This window comes from Actinoplanes sp. NPDC051859 (assembly GCF_044452725.1).
Taxonomy (GTDB): Bacteria; Actinomycetota; Actinomycetes; order Mycobacteriales; family Micromonosporaceae; genus Actinoplanes.
This window is the reverse complement of record NZ_JBITBX010000001.1, coordinates 424355-443879: the sequence shown is the minus strand read 5'-3', so window position 1 is coordinate 443879 and position 19525 is coordinate 424355. Positions and strand designations below refer to the sequence as shown.

The 19525-nt window shown below is 69.6% G+C and carries 15 protein-coding genes and 1 pseudogene; 3 read left to right on the top strand and 13 right to left on the bottom strand.

Going from position 1 to position 19525, the window contains the following annotated elements; translation table 11 throughout:
- Positions 1-43: 43 nt before the first annotated feature.
- Positions 44-940 carry a DNA-3-methyladenine glycosylase 2 family protein gene (locus ACIA1L_RS02055; protein ID WP_396070990.1) on the bottom strand — a complete coding sequence of 299 codons (897 nt, stop codon included), beginning with the start codon at positions 938-940 and terminating at the stop codon, positions 44-46.
- 827 nt (positions 941-1767) lie between these two features.
- Here ACIA1L_RS02055 and ACIA1L_RS02050 point away from each other — a divergent pair.
- Entirely contained in the window at positions 1768-2289 is a 522-nt protein-coding gene (locus tag ACIA1L_RS02050) for a hypothetical protein (protein ID WP_396070498.1), read from the top strand.
- A 117-nt stretch (positions 2290-2406) separates the two neighbouring features.
- Here ACIA1L_RS02050 and ACIA1L_RS02045 read toward each other — a convergent pair whose 3' ends face one another.
- The 12 genes and pseudogenes from ACIA1L_RS02045 to ACIA1L_RS01990 form a co-directional block, all read right to left on the bottom strand.
- A complete protein-coding gene (locus ACIA1L_RS02045; RefSeq protein ID WP_396070496.1) occupies positions 2407-3147 on the bottom strand; it encodes a S1 family peptidase in 741 nt (246 codons plus the stop codon).
- Positions 3148-3314: 167 nt separating this feature from the next.
- A pseudogene (locus tag ACIA1L_RS02040) lies at positions 3315-4150 on the bottom strand (MFS transporter).
- A 452-nt stretch (positions 4151-4602) separates the two neighbouring features.
- The gene (locus ACIA1L_RS02035; protein ID WP_396070495.1) at positions 4603-5877 is read right to left on the bottom strand and encodes a Pecanex-like protein 1; all 1275 of its coding nucleotides are present in this window, start codon (positions 5875-5877) and stop codon (positions 4603-4605) included.
- Between the two features lie 103 nt (positions 5878-5980).
- A complete protein-coding gene (locus ACIA1L_RS02030; RefSeq protein ID WP_396070493.1) occupies positions 5981-6757 on the bottom strand; it encodes a DUF4142 domain-containing protein in 777 nt (258 codons plus the stop codon).
- A 190-nt stretch (positions 6758-6947) separates the two neighbouring features.
- The gene (locus ACIA1L_RS02025) at positions 6948-7643 is read right to left on the bottom strand and encodes a hypothetical protein (RefSeq protein WP_396070492.1); all 696 of its coding nucleotides are present in this window, start codon (positions 7641-7643) and stop codon (positions 6948-6950) included.
- Positions 7644-7910: 267 nt separating this feature from the next.
- Complete coding sequence (locus ACIA1L_RS02020) at positions 7911-8708, bottom strand: anti-sigma factor family protein (protein ID WP_396070490.1); 798 nt, start codon at positions 8706-8708, stop codon at positions 7911-7913.
- Positions 8708-9382 carry a sigma-70 family RNA polymerase sigma factor gene (locus ACIA1L_RS02015; protein ID WP_396070489.1) on the bottom strand — a complete coding sequence of 225 codons (675 nt, stop codon included), beginning with the start codon at positions 9380-9382 and terminating at the stop codon, positions 8708-8710. Before ACIA1L_RS02015 ends, ACIA1L_RS02020 begins: the two co-directional genes overlap by 1 nt.
- 460 nt (positions 9383-9842) lie before the next feature.
- Positions 9843-10805, bottom strand: coding sequence for a hypothetical protein (locus tag ACIA1L_RS02010; RefSeq protein WP_396070989.1), 963 nt, complete (start codon positions 10803-10805; stop codon positions 9843-9845).
- Between the two features lie 2 nt (positions 10806-10807).
- Complete coding sequence (locus ACIA1L_RS02005; protein ID WP_396070488.1) at positions 10808-13297, bottom strand: AAA family ATPase; 2490 nt, start codon at positions 13295-13297, stop codon at positions 10808-10810.
- Complete coding sequence (locus tag ACIA1L_RS02000; RefSeq protein WP_396070486.1) at positions 13294-14445, bottom strand: exonuclease SbcCD subunit D; 1152 nt, start codon at positions 14443-14445, stop codon at positions 13294-13296. The genes ACIA1L_RS02005 and ACIA1L_RS02000 overlap by 4 nt, the downstream gene beginning before the upstream one ends.
- Before the next feature lie 54 nt (positions 14446-14499).
- Positions 14500-16251: an ATP-binding protein gene (locus tag ACIA1L_RS01995; RefSeq protein ID WP_396070484.1), complete on the bottom strand. Its 1752-nt coding sequence runs from the start codon at positions 16249-16251 to the stop codon at positions 14500-14502.
- Positions 16252-16323: 72 nt separating this feature from the next.
- Complete coding sequence (locus tag ACIA1L_RS01990; RefSeq protein WP_396070988.1) at positions 16324-17019, bottom strand: pyrimidine reductase family protein; 696 nt, start codon at positions 17017-17019, stop codon at positions 16324-16326.
- Positions 17020-17190: 171 nt separating this feature from the next.
- Here ACIA1L_RS01990 and ACIA1L_RS01985 point away from each other — a divergent pair, with 171 nt between their 5' ends.
- Together ACIA1L_RS01985 and ACIA1L_RS01980 are read left to right on the top strand one after the other, a co-directional pair.
- A complete protein-coding gene (locus ACIA1L_RS01985) occupies positions 17191-18207 on the top strand; it encodes a LacI family DNA-binding transcriptional regulator (protein ID WP_396070482.1) in 1017 nt (338 codons plus the stop codon).
- A gap of 393 nt (positions 18208-18600) precedes the next feature.
- The gene (locus ACIA1L_RS01980) at positions 18601-19323 is read left to right on the top strand and encodes an amino acid-binding protein (RefSeq protein ID WP_396070480.1); all 723 of its coding nucleotides are present in this window, start codon (positions 18601-18603) and stop codon (positions 19321-19323) included.
- Positions 19324-19525 lie beyond the last annotated feature (202 nt).

Sequence of the window (19525 nt, the reverse complement as noted above, 5' to 3'; positions counted from 1 at the left end):
CCGTGCAGTCTGACAGTTCCCGTCGCGAACAGAACCGCGGCGCTCAGAACCGGGCAAAGCTCCGAATCGGCATCCGCGGACCGAACTTCGGCGCCACGATGCCACCCAGGGCGAACAGCTCGCAGACCCGACCTCGCTGACCGGCGTACGGCGCCAGCAACTCCAGCATCCGGGCGTCCGTACCGCGCGTCTCCCCGGCCAACGCCCACGCCACCGTGTTCGGGATGTGGAAGTCGCCGACGCTGACCGCATCCGCGTCGCCGTACGCGGTCCGCACCACCTCGGCCGCAGTCCACGGCCCGATCCCGGGAATCGCGGTGAGTCGTCGAGTGGCCTCGGCGCTGTCCACGCACTGTTCCAGTCGGGCGGCTACCAGCGCACAGCGCAGCAGTGCCTGCGCACGGCGCTGCTCCACCCCGAACGGATGAAAGACCCAGTACGCCGTCGCCGCCACCGCTTCCGGGTCCGGCGGCAACAGCAACTCGGCCGGGCCCGGCGCCGGCTCCCCGAAATGCTTGACGAGCGCTCGATAAGCCCGATGCGCTTCGATACCGGTCACCTTCTGCTCGAGCACCGCCCGGATCAGGCGATGAAACAGCAGGCCAGTGGCGGGGAACCGGACCCCCGCGAAGGTTTTCGCCAGCCGCGCGACCAGCGGATGCTGCGCAGCCAGCTCGGGAAACGCGGTGACGTCATCTCGCAACCCCGCGAAAGCGTCAGCCCGCTCCACGATCCAGTCCGCGCCGGCTCCGTGCCCGGTCGCGGTCAGCTCCGCCCCCACCCTTTCCAGGTGCAAGGACGCCGGACCTTCCGGGGTACGCGCAGACAGCCACAACACCCCGTCAGCGATCCGCCCGCACGGGTCCTGCCGCACAGCAAGCAACGACCGCAGGGTACGACTGAAGTGATACCCGTCCGGCAGCCGCAGCCGGCGCGTCACCGTCGTCACCGCGCCACTATACGACCGTCAGCCGCCTTCTCCCAGGTCACGAGCCCACACCCGGCCGTTCGGCCCGCTTCCCTTGGCTTAGTTGCCCGGACCTCGCATGAGTTGGGCTGCGGTGCGCTCCTTCAGACGTGCGATCGACGCTGGGTCCAGCTGGGCCGAGGGGTCGGCAGCTGGTGCAGCATGTCCAGTAGCGGGAGCACCGGGCACCGTCGGAGTGGCCAGCGGAAACGAGCCGACGACCGGACCCGCCGACGCGCCGCTATTCGAGGGGTCAGGGTTTCGATGCGCTTGAGCCGACGCGGAGGCTGCCACGACAGCGGCGACCACTGCCGCACCCAGAATCAGTGAGCTGGTGATCCGTCGTTTCGGCGGCGGTGCGGTGCTGGCCCGATCCGGTGAGCTCCACGGTCCCATGCACTGATCGTGCCTCGCGCACTGTGGAGGGTCAACGGAAACGCACATAAGCGTAAATCTTTACACCCGCCCGCGCCGCTCGTCCGCCCGGCACACTGTCGCCGATCTTCCAGCGACGAGCGGTTGACGCCACCCGTTCAATTGAACAAGATCGATCTATGCGATTACTCAAACCAAGCCTGACAGTCGTAGCCCTCGTCGCGGTGCTGACGACACTGACGGGCCCAGCGGCACAGGCAGCGCCCCGTGCCGAAACCCCGGCACCTTCCTCCACCTCGATTCCACCGACTCCGATGCCGTCCGGGGCGCCCTCATCCTTCCCGGTTGCCAGGCCGACAGCCGACGGGGGAAACAACAACGCGGCGAAAGAGGACAGCTCGCCGGCCCTCAGTCACGCAGAGATCATGCGCCTGAAGGCCCGCGTCGCGACCGAGGCGTCAGCGTCGAACAGGCAGCCTGCCGCCGACCACGCGGAGGGGTCGGCGTCCATGGCAGCTCTCTATCCTCGCGACTATTGGGTTTCCGTCCCGGACGGAGTCCCGCTGCCGTCAGAGGCTCCCGTTGTCGGCGTCAACACCTGGCGGCTCGTCGGCAACACATTCCTGTTCGGCGACATCAACGGCAGCCTGCAGCAGTACGTTCAGTGGGGCAAGGCCCTGCTAGTCATGCAGTCTGACGGCAACCCAGTGCTCTACGACGAGAACGGTCGCGCCCGCTGGGCCTCGAACACCAACGGCAACTGGGGCGCCTACGCCTATTTCCAGCCGGATGGAAATCTGGTCGTCTACAGCGCGAGCGGGAGAGCACTGCGCGCTTCCAACACCTGCTGTCACAGCGGATGGAACCTCCACGTGCAGTCCGACGGCAACATGGTGATCTACGCACCGGTGTGGGCCCCCAGGTGGGCCACCAACACCGCCCACTGAACCAGCAGATCGAACTCCGCTTCACGTCACTCTGACCGCACACGATAGCGCTGACATGCCCACATACGGCAGCGGCCGGCGCGCCCCAGGAGCGCCGGCCGCTGTGGTGCCGGGCGGTCAGGAGGGAAGGCCACCGCCTACCTGCTGGCTGACCCAGGAGCGGATGGCGGGGAGGTCGCCGTAGATGGACGGTCCGGTGGCGCACACGGGGTTGTTGTTTCCGGCGCGGCTGGTGACGCCGATCAGTGACCAGCGGCCGTTGATGGTGCGAACCTGCGGGCCGCCGGAGTCGCCGTAGCAGGCGCCGGCGTTGCCGTTGGTGTTGTTGGTGCAGATCTCGTAGGCGGCGTCGATGCCGGAGCAGCGGCTGTCGGCCAGGATCGAGGTGTCGAGCTCATTGGCGATACGCGGTGCGGAGCCGCAGCCGGGGCTGGGACAGGTCTGCCCCCAGCCGATGATCCGGGTGGCGGTGCCGGTCGCTCCGGACGAGGTGGGGATGGGTGCCGGGGCGTAGCTGACGGAGGTGGCGAGTTCGAGCAGTTTGATGTCACTGCGCGGGTGGTTGACGCCACGACGGACGGAGACGACGGTGCCGCCGCTGGTGCGGTCGACGCTGCCGACGCGGACCGAGCTGGGCGTGGGGCAGTGCTTGGCGGTGACAGCCCAGTTGGCCTTGATGAGGGAGCCGGTGCAGCCGGAGACGTACACCATGAACGGGTAGTTCTGGGTGGCGGGACGGCCGCCCACGACGCGGTCAGCGCCGGGCGGAGGGGCGGGCGCGGCGATCGCGACGGCCGGGGTGAGCAGGCCGGCGACGGTGGCGGTGACCGTGAGCAGGGTGCGGGCGAGGATGCGCATGTGGTCGTCCTGTCTGTGCCGTTGGGGGTACGGCGGGCCGGGAGCCCGTAACAATGTATCCAGGTGTTTAAATTATTCGATACATATTGAACAGGGGCGTATCCCGGCGTGATGGGACTCTGGCCCTTGGCCGGATCTCGACCGGGCTCGTCTTCCACTGGGCGGTTCTAGGCCTTGGCTTCGCGGAGTGGTCGCCAGGCGAACACCATGATCACCGTCAGGACCAGGGCGGCGATCCAGAATGGAGTCGTGATCTCCCAGACGGCGGCCAGGAGCCCGCCGAGGAGCGAGCCCAGCGCAGCACCGCCCAGGTCCAGCAACGCATAGACGCTGCCGACCCGGCCGCGGAGCTGATCAGGAACCGCCCGCTGCCGCACGGATGCCACGGTGATACCCCACACCGAGACGCGCACGCTGAAGACGACCAGGACGACTGCCGCCACCCACGGCGTCGTCGTCACCGCCAGGACGAGGCGTCGAGGCCGAACGGTACGGCCGCCGAGACGACGAACAGCCAGGCGCCCAACGGCTTGGCGACGAATTGGTTGCCGACGGTGAAGGTGGCGTACAGGCGCGCATTGGCACTGGGCAGCCGATCCGGCGCGACGACGGACGGCAGGAGGGCTCCCATCGCGGTGTCGGCCAAGGTTTCGCCGCTGCCGAGGAGGAAGAGCACGGCGTAGATGGCGGCGACCGTGACCGTGTCGGTGGCGACGGTCACGGTCAAGGCGGTCAGCGCGAGCGCCCGCACCAGGTTCACGGCGATGATGAGCCGGCGCCGGTCGACGCGGTCGACGTAGGCGCCGCTGATCAGGGCGAACAGGAGCCACGGCAGTTGCTGGACGAAAACGGCGCCGGCGATGAGGGCGGGATGGTGGGAGACCGACGCGACCAGCAATGGTTCGGCGGCCATGGTGACTCCGTCACCGATGTTCGACACCGCCGAGGCGGTCCACAGTTTGGTGAAGTCCGCGCCGAGCCGCGCGGAGACATGGGCCCGCAAAAGAGCTCCTCGAGCCAAGGAAGGGAAACGGTCGTCTCAAGGACCGCTCCGCGGCGAGGAGCACGCGCCGCCGGGACGCCCGGCGGCTACTGGCCGGTCAGCGCGCGGTGTGCTCTCGCAACGAAACGGGGACCGTCACCAGGCAGAGGCGCATGCCAACTCCCAACTGTGGATCGATGGACTGTGGATCGATGGAGCCCCCGAAGAATATCCCCGGGCATGCCGATGGCCCTGACCGCGCTCCCGGTCAGGGCCATCGGTGCGGTGAACGGAGCCGGCTAGGTCCGTGTCACCCGGTACTGAAGCTTGCTGCCCCATGCCGCCCTCAGGGGGGTGGGTGGCTTCCCGGTCACCGATGGGGGGTCCCCCGTGGGCACGCAGGAGAGTCAGCGCGACCTGGTGGGGTTCGGTTTCCGGATGAGGCAGGGCTTCGTACCTACATGTTGTCGTCGTTACCGGCGGTTGTTGTTGCGGCCGCCATTGTTGTTCTGCTGGTTGTTGTTCTGGCCGTTCTGGTTGTTCTGGCCGTTGTTGTTGTTGCCACCGCCGACCTGGATGCGGACCGCGTCGAAGGCCGGGGTCTGGTTGGCGCGCTCCATCATCGGGATGCGGTGCGAACCGTCACCGGCCCACGAGGCGCACTGGGCGAGGCCGTTGTCGGGCAGGCCCGGCACCTGGATGGTGACGACGTCCGGCTGGCGACCGCCTTGCTTGTCCTCGGTGGCGACGAAGAACGCCGGGACCGGCTCCGGGTTCGGTGCCGCGTTGGTGTTGTTCAGCATCCGGCAGGCGGTGTGGAAGTGGCCGCGGACGATGCCGTTCTGCAGCACCGAGGACTCCACGTAGTACCCACCCTGGCCGGCCGCGAGGAACCGGTCGCGGATCAGGTTGCGGGTGCTCACCTTGAGGGTGAACGCCTGGCCCCGCTGGACCTGCTGCGGCGCCTCGGTGATCAGCAGCGACGGGTTGTTCCCGGCGGCGCCGACCTCACCGAACTCGGTGGAGACACAGCGGTTGCCGTTCTGGAAGCCGTCGTGCGGCTGCAGCCGGCTGGTGTTGCAGCTGTTGGTCAGGATGCCCAGACCGGCACCGGGGGGCGGGTTGTTGTTCCCGTTGTTGTTGCCCCCGTTGTTGTTGCCGCCGTTCTGCTGGCCGCCGTTGTTGTTCTGGCCGCCGTTGTTGTTCTGGCCGCCGTTGTTGTTCTGGCCGCCGTTGTTGTTCTGGCCGCCGTTGTTGTTCTGGCCGTTCTGGTTGTTCTGACCGTTCTGGTTGTTCTGGCCGTTGTTGTTCTGCTGGCCGCCGTTCTGCTGGCCGCCGTTCTGCTGCTGGCCGTTGTTGTTCTGCTGGTTGTTGTTGCCGCCAGCGTTGGTGTTGTTGTTCGTGTTGGTGTTCTGCGACACCCACTGGCGACACCGGGCGCGCATCTGCTCGGTGGTCGGCACGCTGCCGCCGCCGTCATCCGCGTGCTGGGTGACCTTGCCGTTGTTGGTGGTGTACGAGCCCTTCCGCGTCTGCGTGGAGAGCTGCGACTGCTTCGGCGCCTGGAGGTTGTTGCATGCGGTCAGAGCTCGCTGGGTCTGCCGCGACTTCGTGCTCGCGTCGGACACCTGCGTGACGGTGACGATGCCGCCGAAGGCAACCAGGGTGGCTACCGCGGCGATGATCCGGCGCCGACCGGTGAACCACTTGGAATTCTTGGATTCGCGCCGGTACTGCGACCTTCGCATTGCTGACACCTTTCTCTGTCCACACACATGGCGGGCGGTGGATCCGCCGGGGGTGTTGCCTGACGGCCTGGTCGTCTTGGCCAGGTCGATCCCGGGAACGGGGTTACCGTGTCCGGAAGATGCGCATGGTGGTGACCACACCGGCGATGAGTGCTCCGGCGAGGACGATGAGGATGACGGGAGTGCTGACCCCGGGCATGGCACCCGAGTTGCTCGCGGCCGCGACCATCGCGGTGTCGACGGCCGGTCCACCGGCACCGGCCGGCGCGGGAGCCGTCGGCAGCGCGCCGTAGTCGACGATGCCGCTGCTTTCCAGCAGCGACATGTGGGTCATCACGAACTGGTTGGCTTCCTGCGCCAGTTTGCGGATCTCGTCGTTGCGGGTGCTGGCACGGATCGTCGCGATCGCCGGGAAGATCTTGCCGTGTGCCGCCCGGAGCCGGTCGATGTAGATCTGGTCGAACTGCTCCGACGACGGAGCGGTCTCCATCTCGTTGAGCCAGCCCTGCTGATCGTTGTTGGGCAGGTTCGGCAGAGCGATCCCGAACTTCTTGGCGACCGCGACGTCAAGCCGGTCGAGCACCACGTGCTGCGCCGCGATCGACTTGCCGATCTCCTGGACCCGCGCGTCCTTGGACTTTTCCATGGCCATGTTGCCGGCCGGAATCTCCCAGAGCCCGGCGAGCCGGACCTTGATGACGAAGTCCCGGTCGGCCAGGGACAGCGCCCCCTTGCCTTGCGCCGTCAGGCCCGGCGGCACCGGCACGCCGGGCTCGGCGGCCGTCGCGGTGCCCGCGGGGGCCAGCATGAACGCCAGGGCCGTGGCCAGAGCGCCTACCAGCCAGCGGGGAGACCGGCGGTAAGAGCGGTTGGCGATCATTTCTTCAACACCTCCGACGAGGGACGGAATCGGTCCGGGAATTCGTTGAAACGCTAGGAGCAGGCCATGCGTGTCGCAATGGAAAACGAACTTCTTACGCGCGACTTAAAACAAACTTGAGACCGCGGGAATGCGGTCAGCCACGGCGGGCCGGCACCCGAGAAGGCACCGGCCACACCAGCGGTCTCACTCAGTAGCTGTAGTCCGACCCACCGCTGCCTTCGGGGCTGTCGCCGGCCTTTCCGCCATCCTTCGGCGGAGCGACGGGCTTCGAGATCGCCGGCAGGCACTCGAGGTTCTTCTTGCCTTCGGGGGTGATCACGAACCAGGTACCGGCCACGTTCTGGCCCTTCCACTGGCCCGGCTCCTTGTCACCGATGTAGGTGTAGAGCGGCCACTTGTCGAGGGTCAGCTGCAGCGTGCCGTCCTTGCGCTCGACCGTGCCGACCAGCTCCGCGTCCACACCCTCCACCTTGGGCTTCTCACCCTTGTTGATCAGGGCGGGCGGCCACACCTTCTCGCAGTCGTCGTTGCAGTTCGAGACGACCTCGGGCGAGATCTTGTCCTTGTCGAACCGGTACAGCACGAAGCCGTCCTGGTTCTGGACGGTCGAGCCCATCCGCTTGACCGTGGCGGCCTTGAGCTCGCTGGTCACCTCGTCGTCGCTGAGCTCGGGGCCCTCGGCGCCCTCCTCAGCCTCCTCGGCTTCCTCGGGCTCGGCGCCCGGGGTGGCCTCCGGCGTCGCGCCCGGGGTGGGCTCCGACGTTGCTCCGGCCTCGACTGCGTTCGACGCCGGCTGGGCGCCGTAGTCACTGCTGTTGTAACCCGCAGGGGCACACCCGGTCAGCGCGAACGCCGCCGCGATCGCCGCGCTGACGACGGTCAACTTCCGCTTCTCCGGTACCACGAGAGCCCTCCCACTGATTTCGTCATCGTGTTCCGCGCAGTAGTACGCGGGGCAGGGCGCCGGGGTTGAAGAATCGGCCCAATCAATTTCCCGGAATTTTCTTTGAACCCTTCCGCACCGCGGTACGTGATTGACAGGCCCTACGGCGCATTCCTCGCTGACCGTAATTGCCTTATTCCGTACCGTGAAAAAGCAGTAAGCCCGGCCGCGACGGCGACCGGGCTTACCAACGTGCGAAGGGTGTTACTAGGGAACGCGGACCAGATTCTGCTTTTCACCCGTCTTGGGATCGACCGCCCGCACGATGACGTGCGCGATGTCCTCGGGTGCCAGCGACGTGACCCCCACCAGACCGGGCACCTCCCGCGCGGCAGCCGTGCCCCAGCCCTTCTCCCCCACGACCCAGGTGGACAGCACCTGTTCCTGGCCCTTGACGGGGACAGCGACGAGCTCGCAGAGCAGCGGACCGTCCTTGCCCTTGACGTTGGAGACCATGAAGGACACCTGAGTTCCGAAGTCCTTGGGCTCGTAGCCCACCGCTGCTGTCACACCGGTGCGGGCGTCGGTGGCGGTGAGCACCTTGCCGGGGAGCGGTGTGCCACCGATGCCGATCCCACCGTCGGCCAGCGGCAGCGGATCGATGCTCTTTGTCGACTTCGTCGCCGCCTGCTGATTCGTGCCCGGGCTCGCCGGCTCCGTGCCGAGCCACTTGCCGCCGGCGAAAAGCGCGCCGATGGACAGCATCGCGAAGACCACGACCGCCGCGGCCAGCGAGTAGAGCCGCCGGCTGTTCGCCCGGCGCCGCTCCCGCTTGACCTCGCCGATCATCGACTTGAGCATCAGCCCGTCGCGGCGGGACTGCTCGGTCGCCACCAGGGCGTCCGCGTCGACGTCCGAGAGGATGTCCACCACCGGCAGCAGTGACTCGAGCTCGATAGCGCAGGCCGGGCAGTCGATCAGATGGTCCTCGAAACGCTCCGCGTCCCGCTGGTCGAGTACGCCGAGGGCGTACGCGGCCACGTCAAAGTGTTGTTCCTGCGTCATTACTCAGTCACCCCCCGCTGCTGCAGAGCCGTACGCAGGGCCCGCAAGGCGTAGTACACACGCGATTTAGCCGTACCCAGAGGCAGGCCGAGGATCTCCGCCGCCTCCGGAACGGTGCGGCCGCGGAAGTAGGTCTCGACAAGGATCTCCCGGTGCGACTGGCTCAGCGTACGCAGTGCATCGGTGACCGTCATCAACTGGAGCACCCGGTCGGTGTCGTCGGCCGTGCTCGGGAAGCTCTCGAGCTCCCGGTCGTACGTTTCCGGCGGCCGGGCGCTGGCGCTGCGATGGTCGTCGATCGCGATCCGTCGGGCCACCGTCACCAGCCAGGGCCGCAGCGACTGCTGCCCTTGCGCGCCGAGGCGGTGGGCGTTGCGCCATGCCCGCAGCAGCGTCTCCTGGACGATGTCCTCGGCCCGCTGCCGGTCGCCGCCGGTCAGCCGGAGGACGAACATCAGCAGTGGACCCGCATGCTCCTCGTAGAGCATCCGGACCAGCGTGTCTTCATGACTGGCGGTCGTCGACCCGCCGTCATGGCGTGCCTGCCGCCCTGTCACGGTGTCACCAATCTCCGCACTGCGGCCTCCGTCGAGTGCCTGCCACCGGCCATCGGAACGCTGCTGTGTCATGCCGCGCACCTCGTAAGTGCGCCGCTCCATGACCGTCGCATGCATCGCTTCCTCCTGCCGGTGCCTTCCCCGTCGCCTGTCATACGGCTGGGGAGGCCCGCCAGGATCAACGCGGCCGGGAAAATTTCCTGGTCCGTCGTGGAAGCTGAGGCGGCGGCACACACACGCAAGAGATTCCTCCGGTTCCCGGCGCGCTGGCGCGCTCGACCGCCCGCGAAAAGCGGGAGGTCGGAGCGCACGTGGGGCGCAACAATCATCCATAGGTGCCGATATGCACCCAGGGGCACGCGAATAATACTCAGCGGATTGCTGCCACCGACAGACGCGCAGTGCGTACTCGAGACGGTCGGATGATGTCCGGTCAGCGCGGCGTCAGCCAGCACTAACCCAGGGTAGTTCTAGCGCGTTTTTCCACCAACACAGCGTAGTTTTCTGGGCACGTTCAGCGGGACCGACACGGAGCGTGAAAAAGCATCAACCGGTCATCGGGTACGCCCGCAGCCCGTCACCGGGTCTGCGCGGCCGCCAACGTCAGCGCCCGATGCAACACCCGCGCGTCACCCAACAGCCCGCGCAACCGGCGTTCCAGCCCCGCGATCGGCACCAGATTCTGCGGCGCCCGCGGGTCCTTGTAAGCGGACGACGCGAACCGCGGCAGCGTCGCCCCGGACACGTCAGCAAGCTCGATGGCCTGGTCAGGAGTCAGATCCGGCGAGCACTCGATCCGGACGATGCCGGACCATGGCGCCCCCGAGCCGCCGGGCAGCCGCAGATACCAGGACCAGCCGCCCCAGACCGTGCCGAGCGCGAAGACCGGGGTGCGTTGCCCCGGCCGCAACCCGGTCACCACCGGGGTGAGCTGGGCCGGAAGGTACTGCTTCTGTTGAGTCTTCACGTAACCGATCGTGCGGGGGAGCTGGCGGCGGTTCCGCAGCGGCCCGTCCACGACCAACAGGTCCGCGCCGTCCGAGCCGTGCTGCCGAGCCTCGCCCGAAATCTCGATCTCGAGCGCCGTCAGCGGACCCTGCACGGCAGCCGGCAGCTTGCTCGCCTCACCCGTGCCGCCGACCCGGTGCACTTCGTACCGCACGGTGCCGGCCTGCACGTCGGCGGCGGACGGACTCGCGGTGAACAGGCCACGGGCCACCCGGGCCCCGGCCAGCTCAGCCACCCCGCGGCGCAGGTCGCAGCGGACCACGCCGGCGGCGTACGAGGCGGCCAGGCCGGCGTACGACTGGCCGTCCTCCTCGGCGGTCCACAGCCCGGCGTCGTTGCGGCGCACCCCGTCGACCAGGAACACGACGTCAGGACAGCGCACGCCGGACGGCACGTCGATCGGCGCCCACTGAGCCGCCGGCACCTCGACGTCGACGTCCACCTGCGCGCTGCTGGGCGAGGCCGGGCCGTCCGAGGCGTCCCCGCCCTCGAACGACGCGCCATAGGCGGGATCCCAGGCGTCGACAAACATCTTCACAGGCCGACCCTCTTCACGTGTGCGCTGCGTGCGTCCTTGTGCACCTCGAACCGGACCGGCACCCGCTCGGCGAGGGCGTGCACGTGGGTGACGACCCCGACCATCCGGTCGCCGCGGGCGGCGAGATTCTCCAACGTTGCCGCCACCACGTCGAGCGTCGCCGCGTCGAGCGTGCCGAAGCCTTCGTCCAGCACGATCGACTCCAGGCTCGCCGCCGTCGTCGACATCCCCGCCAACTGCTCGGACAGGGCCAGGGCCAGGGCCAGCGACGCCTGGAACGTTTCACCGCCGGACAGGGTCCGCACCGCCCGGCGTAGCCCGGCGTCGTGGTGGTCGACGACGAAGAACTCGCCCTTGTCGTGCATGAGGTCGTACTGACCGCCGGTCAACTCGCGCAGAATCCGCGAAGCGCCGTCCACTAGCAGGTCAAGGGCCTCCTCCAGCAGCCAACGCTCGAAGTTGTTGGCGCGCAGGTGCCCGGCGAGAGACTTGGCGACCCGGCCGGCGCGCACCAGATCGGCGCGCTGCTCGGCGTATTCGCGGGCCTGCTCGCGGCGGTCTTCCAAGCGCTGCCACGCCGCCTCGGCCCGCTCGGCAGCAACCGCCGCCGCGCGGATCAGGTCGGCGTCCGCGCCGCCCGCCGGGGCCGGCAGCTCGCGCTTGGTGAACAACGCACCGACGGCCGTCACCAGCTGCCGGGTGTCGGCCTGAGCAGCCTCGACCGCGGCAGCCGCCTCCGCACGGGCCGCAGCCCGCTGCTGCGCCGAGGAGGACGCCCAGTCCACCAGCGTCGACCAGGCGCCGGCCAGGTCGTCCCGGTCAGCCGGTGGCGGCCCGAACCGGGCCACCCCGTCCCGGACCGAGTCAAATGACCGCCACGCCGTGCGCTGCTGCTCCTCGGCGGCGGCGACCGCGGTCTGCGCCCGCCGGTGGGCCTCCCGCGCCGACCGCACCTCGGCACCAGCCGCATCGAGGCGCCGCTGCAGCTTGGTCAGCTCGGCCAGCCGGGCCTTCAGCGCGGCGACGCCGGGCGAGTCGGCAAGCCCGGCAGTCACCTCGGCGAGTCGAGACTTGTGCTGCTCGAACTGGGCCCGTTTGCGGTCCAACCCGCGCTCCAGCTCGCGGGCGACCGCGTCGCGCTGTTTGAACGCGGTCGACGCCACGTCCGAGGCCGCACGGGCCGCCTTGCCCTGCTGCTCGGCCACCTTCACCGCCGAACCGGCGGGCATCGCCGGCACCACTGTCACGCGCTGCTCGCACACCGGGCAGTCGTGCCCCGCGGTGAGCTGCGCGCGCAAGGCCGCGGCCCGATCCAGCGCCTGCGCCTCGGTGTAGTCCAGCCGAGCCCGTTCGAGGAGCTGCTCGGCGCCGAGATGAGCCGAGCGGGCCAGCTCCGCCGCGGCGACCGCGTCCCGATGCTCGACCTCAGCGACCGAGACCTCGCCCGCGAACCACTCCGCCTGGCCGGTCAGCCGGTCATGCTCGACGTGCCGGTCCAGCAGCAGGCCCAGGGAACCCGCGTCACCAGCGGCGGCGAGCTCCCCGCGTACCTTCTCTTCGCGCTCTTCCGCGGCCCGGACGGCCGTCGCCGCGCCTTCGGCCGTGACCCGCGCGGCGGCCGCGGCCTCGGCCACCTGGGCACTGCCGGAAGGCATGGTGACCCGCGACAGCGCGGCCAGCTCCGCGGCAACGGCGTCCCGGGCGACGGCTAGTTCGGCTTCGCGTTCGCGAGCGGCACGCAGGCGCGGCATCGCGGCCTCCACCTCGCCGGTCAACTCTCGCATCGCGGCCAGCCGGGCGGCGGCCGATTCCACCGCAGCGTCGTCGGCATCGGCCAACGCACCCAAGGCCTGATCGACCACGGCGAGCTGGGCTTCCGCCTTGGTTGCCCGGGTGGACGCGCGCGTCTGCACCTCCTCATAGAGTTGCAGGCCGAGCAAATTGACCAGGATCTGCTGCCGGGTGGCCGGCTTGGCGTGCAGGAAGTCGGCGAACTGGCCCTGCGGCAGCACGACGCAGCTGGTGAACTGCTCGTAGGGCAGGCCGACCGCGTCCACGATGGCCCCGTCCATCTCGGCCGGGGTCCCCGCCAGCACATCACCGAGGTCGTCCAGGCTCATCCCGGTGTCCAACCGGGTGACGTCGAAGCCCGGCGGCATGAGCTGCAACCCGGCGCCCGCCGTCTTCACGTTGCCCCGGCCGTCGCGGCGCACCACCCGGGTCGCGACATAGCGCGAACCCGCCGACTCGAAGACCAGGCGCACCCGGGCCTCGGTCGCCGACGGTGCGAGGGCGTTACCGATACCCCGGCTGCCGCCCCACCGCGGCACGGTGCCGTAAAGGGCGAAGCAGATGCCGTCGAGGACGGTGGACTTGCCGGAGCCGGTCGGGCCGACCAGGGCGAAGTAGTCGGCGTCGGTGAAGTCCACGGTCGTCTCGTCGCGGAACACCGTGAACCCGGCCATATCTAGCCGTAGCGGCCTCATTGCTGCGTGCTCACCTCGTCTAGCAGCTCGTCGAAGAGTTCCCTGACTCCGTCCTCGGTGGTGCCGCGATGATCCAGATAGTCGCCGAACAGCTCGCGCGGCGACCGCCCGGCCCGCTGGGCCAGCTGCGCCGTCTTCTTGTCCGGCATCATGTCCGGGTCGATGCGCACTTCGAGCGCGTGCGGCAGCAGCTCCTGCACGTCCTCGCGCAGGCCCACCCGCGGCGCCTCCCGGACGAACACCCGCAGCCACGCGTCCGGCAGGTTCACCGTCGCGAGCTGTTCCAGGCTGCCGCGGACCGTGCGCAGGGTGCGGGCCGACGTCACCGGCACGTCCCGGACCTGCGCCGCCTTCTCGGTGGAGACGTCGACGATCGCGACCGAGCAGACGTTCTCCTCCTCGCCGAAGTCGACCGCGAGCGGACTCCCGCTGTAACGCACCGGGCACGGGCCGATGACCCGTTGCGCCCGGTGCAGGTGCCCCAACGCGACGTAGTGGGCATTCGGCGGAAAGACCGTCGCCGGAACGGCATAGCCCATGACGGTGTGCGCCTCGCGTTCGCCACCGCCCGCACTCGCGCCGACCACGGTCAGGTGGGCGGTCAGCAGGTTGATCACCCCGGGCTCGCTGAAGCCTTCAGCGAGGCGGGCGATCACCCGAGCGACGTGGTCGGCATAGGTCTGGGTGGCCTCGGCCGCGGTCAGGTCGTACATTTCGACCGCGCGAACCGCATAGCGCTGCGACAAGAACGGCAGAGCAGCGAGCTGCCAGCGCTCGCCCGCTTCCGTCTCGCCCTTGATGAGGAGATCTTCGGGCTTGTCGCGTACGGACCCGCGCAGCTCAATGCCGGCCGCGTCGGCCCAGGGGCGCAACGCGTCCAACGCCGGACCATTGTCGTGATTGCCGCCGATGGCGACGATCCGCGCGCCGGTCTGCCGCAGCGCGGACAACGCCCGAGTGACCACCCGCGTCGAGTCCGGCGACGGCGCCGCCGTGTCGTAAAGGTCGCCGGCGACGATGACCAGGTCCGGCCGCTCGCGGCGGGCGATCTCCACGACCTGGCCGAGCACGCGGATGTGTTCCTCGTGGCGGGAGCGCCCTTTGAGGACCTTGCCGACGTGCCAGTCGGACGTGTGCAGGATGCGCATCGCTCATCTTTCGCCGTTTTCGATCTTGCTCTGCGCCGAGGGCGCCCTGGCAGGCTAGAACGGAATGTCGTCGTCTTGCGAACCGCCACGGCCACCCACGACCGTGAAAGGGTCGACACCCTGCACGATCGAGCGCTGGGTCCCAATCGGCGGCGGACCGGACTCGGACTTGCGAGTCGCCCAGGCGGGGAACGGGAATTCCACGCAGAGCGGCACCGGAATGTCGGGCTGGTTGACGAACATCGTGCCCGGCCGGGCCAGCAACGCACGTTGGCGCATGGCCGGCGGCAGGAAGCCGTACTCCGGGCGGGACGCTTCGGCCGGGTCGAGGCGGCCGACCACCCGGATCGCGGAGTTCGTCACGATCCGCCGTTCGACCTCGCTGGCCGTCTGCTGCGCGCCGATCAGGATGACGCCCAGCGAGCGACCGCGCTCGGCGATGTCGAGCAGGACCTCCTTGATCGGCGACGAGCCCTCCCGCGGGGCGTACTTGTTGAGCTCGTCGAGCACCACGAACAGCAGTGGGCGACCGGTGCCCGACTTCTCCTTGTCGTCGAACTCCGTCTTCAGCGTCACGCCGACCACGAACCGCTGCGCGCGGTCCGGCAGGTTGTGCAGGTCGACCACCGTCACCTGGGCGCTCTCCGCCGTCTTGATCCGGTGCGGGCGCCGGGCGGCGAGGTCGCCGCGGATCAGCCGGGCCAGGTCGCGCTTGCTGCCGATGAGCCGGCGGGCGAAGGCGTTGACCGTGCCCATGTTGACCGCGCTGCCCGCCCACATCGACCGGGTCTCGTCGTCGGTGAGCTGGTCGACGACGTGATCCACCAGGTCGCCGTAGGAGCCGAGCCGGCGGCCGTCGATGCTGATCCCGCCCTCGGCCGGAACCGCGTGCCGGGCCAGGTGCGCGGTCACCGAATGGACCACCATCGTGTACTGCTGGCGCTCGTCGTCGGCGTCCGCGAACACGTACGGCAGGAGCCGGTCGGCGCAGAACTCCTCGAGCGTCCAGTAGAAGCTGTCGACCCCGGTGAGCCGGCTGCTCACATCCGGGGCACCCGACGAGTCGTTCGCCCGCGGCGGCGCATAGACCCGCACATCCGGGAAGGCCGTCGCCGGCAACTCCAACAGCTTGTACGCCGCGGTCGTCGACTCGTCCAGTTTGGTGTTGGAATGGTCGAGGAACAGCAGGTCCTCGCCCTTCACGTTGAAGATCAGCGCCCGCGCGTTCGCCCCGTCGGCGCCTAGCGACCCGGACCGGAACACCGAATAGAGCAGGAACGTGGCAAAGCTCGTCTTGGTCGCGACGCCCGAGATGCCGGAGATGGACACGTGCGCGCCCCGGGTGCCATCGAGGAAGTCCGCGTTGAGGAACACCGGGACGCCGTCACGCCCGGTGCCCATCGGCACCCGGCGCTCCATCCGGTCGAAGTGCAGCGCCGCGTCCCGGGCCTCCCCGATCGCCCGATGCACGACCGCGCCCGGCTGCGGCGGCACGTAAAGCTCCGGGTCGACCCGGGTCGTGGTGATCTCAGCCGCCTCCTGCACCAGGGCGGGCAACGTGCCCTCGGCAATGGCGAACACGTCGGAGTCGAACTGGGCGCCCTCGTGCCGCGCCCGCACCTGGGTCACCACCCCGGCGATCTTCACCGGCTCCCGGTCGGGCAGCTCACGGCTGGTCACCACCACGTCGTCGAGCTGCAGGTAGCTGCCCGGTGTCACCGCCGTCCAGAACTGCAACGGGGTGGCGTCGGCGGTGCCCAGGACCCGCCCGACCGGCTCGCTCGCTTCGCTTGCTTCGACAGACACGCCGATCATGTTGCCTCAGGCGTACGACAGTTGTCGGACCGCGTGTCCCCCGTCAGGGTTTCGGGCGTACTTTCAGGGTGTTCGCGCGTACCTCACGAAGAGCATGTCGTCGGCGGCCAGGACGCTTTCCAGGGCCATGCGCCGGGGCGCGTGACCGTCGGGACCAGCGGAGATGCGGCCCGCTGTGCCCCCGGCGAGCAGCGGTGACACGGTGAGACAGACCTCGTCGACGAGGTCCGCGGCGAGCAACGAGCCGAACAGCCTTGGCCCACCCTCGCAGAGAATCTGGGTCGCACCCCGCCGGTGCAACTCGGCGACCATTCCGGCCAGGTCCACCTCATCGTCACCCAGCGCGACGATCTCCGCGACCTCGCTCAGCCCCGGTGGCGGCACCCGATCCGCGCGGGTCACCACCAGTGGCCGGACCGGCGCGTCGGCGAAGATCAGCTGGGCAGGGTCCAGGTCCAGCGAGTCGGAGACGACCACCATCAGCGGGAACTCCGGCAGGCCGTGCTCGAGCCGCCAGGCCCGGCCAGTCTCGTCCAGTCGCAGTGCGTCGTACTTCTCGGTGCGTACCGTGCCCGCCGCGACAACCAGGGCGTCGCAGCTCGCCCGCAGCAGATCAAAGATCTGTTTGTCACCCGGGCCGCCCAGCCCGCCGGACAGGCCGTCGACCGTGACCGCCCCATCCACACTGGCGATGAAGTTGACCCGCAGCGTCGGCGCCGCCCGCCTCGGGTAGCGCTCCCGCAGGTCATCGAGGATCATGGCGAGGCCGGACCGGTCACCGGTGGCACCGGCACGACCGGCCGGTGCTGGCAGTCGCACCAGGACTTGCCCTTGCAGTCCTTGTGCCGACGCTCGCGACACGCACGGCAGATCATGCCGTCCAGCCTAGGCTGTCCGGCGCGGCATGGATGGCAGGAGAATAATGCGGCCATGACGAGGCAACCCGCCCCCTACCCGGGACGCCCGACCCTCGACGCCGTGGCAGCCCGCGCCGGAGTGGGCCGAGGCACCGCGTCCCGGGTGCTCAACGGCTCCGCTCAGGTCAGCCCGCAGGCGAAAGCCGCCGTCGAAGCGGCGATCGCCGAGCTGGGTTATGTGCCCAACCGCGCCGCCCGGTCCCTGGTCACCCAGCGCACCGACTCGGTCGCCCTGGTGGTGTCGGAGTCGCAGGAGCGCGTCTTCGGCGAGCCGTTCTTCGCCGGAGTCCTGCGCGGCATCAACGCCGCCCTCCTGGAGACGCCGCTGCAACTGTGGCTGGCCATGGCCGCCTCCCCCGAGCAACGGGAACGCGTCGAAACCCACCTGACCAGCCAGCACGTCGACGGTGTCCTGCTGCTCTCCCTGCACGACGACGACCCGCTGCCCGGGCTGCTGCGCGACCGCGGCATGCCGTTCGTGCTCGGCGGCCGCCCCGCCGACCCCCACCCCGACGACTACTTCGTCGACGTCGACAACGCGTCCGGCGCCCGCCACGCGGTCGAATACCTGATCGCCAACGGCGCCCGCCGCGTCGCCACCGTCGCCGGACCCCAGGACATGGAGGTCGGCCGGGCCCGGCTCGCCGGTTACCGCGCGGCGGTGCACGGCCCGGAACTCATCGCGTACGGCGACTTCAGCGAAGAAGGCGGAGCGGAGGCGATGCGCGCCGTGCTCGCCCAGGAGCCCGACCTCGACGCAGTGTTCGCCGCCTCCGACCTCATGGCGAGCGGCGCGCTGCGGACCCTGCGCGATGCCGGACTCCGCGTGCCCCAGGACGTGACCCTGATCGGCTTCGAGGACGCACCGGTCGCCCGCCAATGCGAGCCGCCGCTGACCACCGTGCACCAACCCGTCGACGAGATGGGCCGGCGGATGGCCGAGCTGCTGGTGAGCCGAATCCGCCGCGAACCGGTGCCGAATTCTCACGTTCTGCTCGACACCCACCTGGTCCGTCGCGCCTCCGCCTGACGCGCCATACCCTCGCGGTGACGCCAGCTCGCGCCGGCCTCGCCTGACGGCCGGACCCGGCTTCGGGCTGGCGCATGCTTTGACGGCGGGCTCGGCTTCGGCCGGCCCGTGCTTTGACGGCGGGCACGGCTTCGGGCCAGCCCGTGCTTTGACGACGGGCACGGCTTCGGGCCAGCCCGTGCTTTGACGGCGGGCACGGCTTCGGGCCAGCCCGTGCTTTGACGACGGGCACGGCTTCGGGCCAGCCCGTGCTTTGACGACGGGCACGGCTTCGGGCCAGCCCGTGCTTTGACGACGGGGACACGGCTTCGCAACCGGTGCGAAACGACGTCCGGGCAGGCTGAGGCCATACGGGAGGGCACGGCTGTGCCGTCCACGGACGGGAGGAGTCGCATGTTGCTGCGCGTACGGGTCACTCTGCCGGACCGCCCGGGTGCCCTCGGCCAGGTGGCACGCACGCTTGGCGTCGCCGGCGCCGACATCGTGCAGGTGGTGGTGCTGGAACGGCTCGGTGGCCGCGCCGTGGACGACTTCACCGTCGTGTGGCCGGGCGCTTCCCGCGTCGACCGGCTCCTCGCCGGTCTGGCCGCCATCCCCGGCGTCCAGGTCGACGGCGTCTGGAAGGCCATCGGCGCACCCGTAGCCGGCGGCCACGACGCGGAGCTGTTGGCACAGATCGCCGCGAACCCGACAGATGGGCTCGCCACTCTGGTCGATGCCGTACCGGCCCTGCTCGCCGCCGATTGGGCTGCTGCCGCGATAGTCCCGGCCGACTGGGCCGCCCGTGCGGCCACACCCCGGCTGGGCGCGGAGCCCCTGGCCGCCGAGCCGACAGTTGCGTACGCGAGCTGGCGCGCCCCGGTTCCCCTGCACCTGCCCGAGGTGACCCCGCTGCGTCCCCGTCCGCTGACCGACACCGGCGGCACCCGCTATGCGGTGGCCCCGTTCGGGCGCGCGGGTCTGGTGCTGGTCCTGGCCCGCGCGGACGAGGACGACCTGCCCACGGCGGCGTTCCACGTCACCGAGGTCGACCGCATCGCCCAGCTCGTCCGCGCCGCCGCCGTCATCCTCGGCGACCGCCTGGACCACGCCACCGTCGCGTCACCGGTGACCTAACCAGCGCCGGACGTCCGCCATTCACTCGTGACATGACAACGGCGCCGGACGTCCGCCATTCACTCGTGACATGACAACGGCGCCGGACGTCCGGCAGTCATTGGCGGAATGCCGGCGGGTGCTCCGGCCGACGAACGCCTTCGCGGCCGGGCCCACGCTGGTTGCCACGCCATGACCGGCCTTTCGCCGGTTCCGAGTTCGT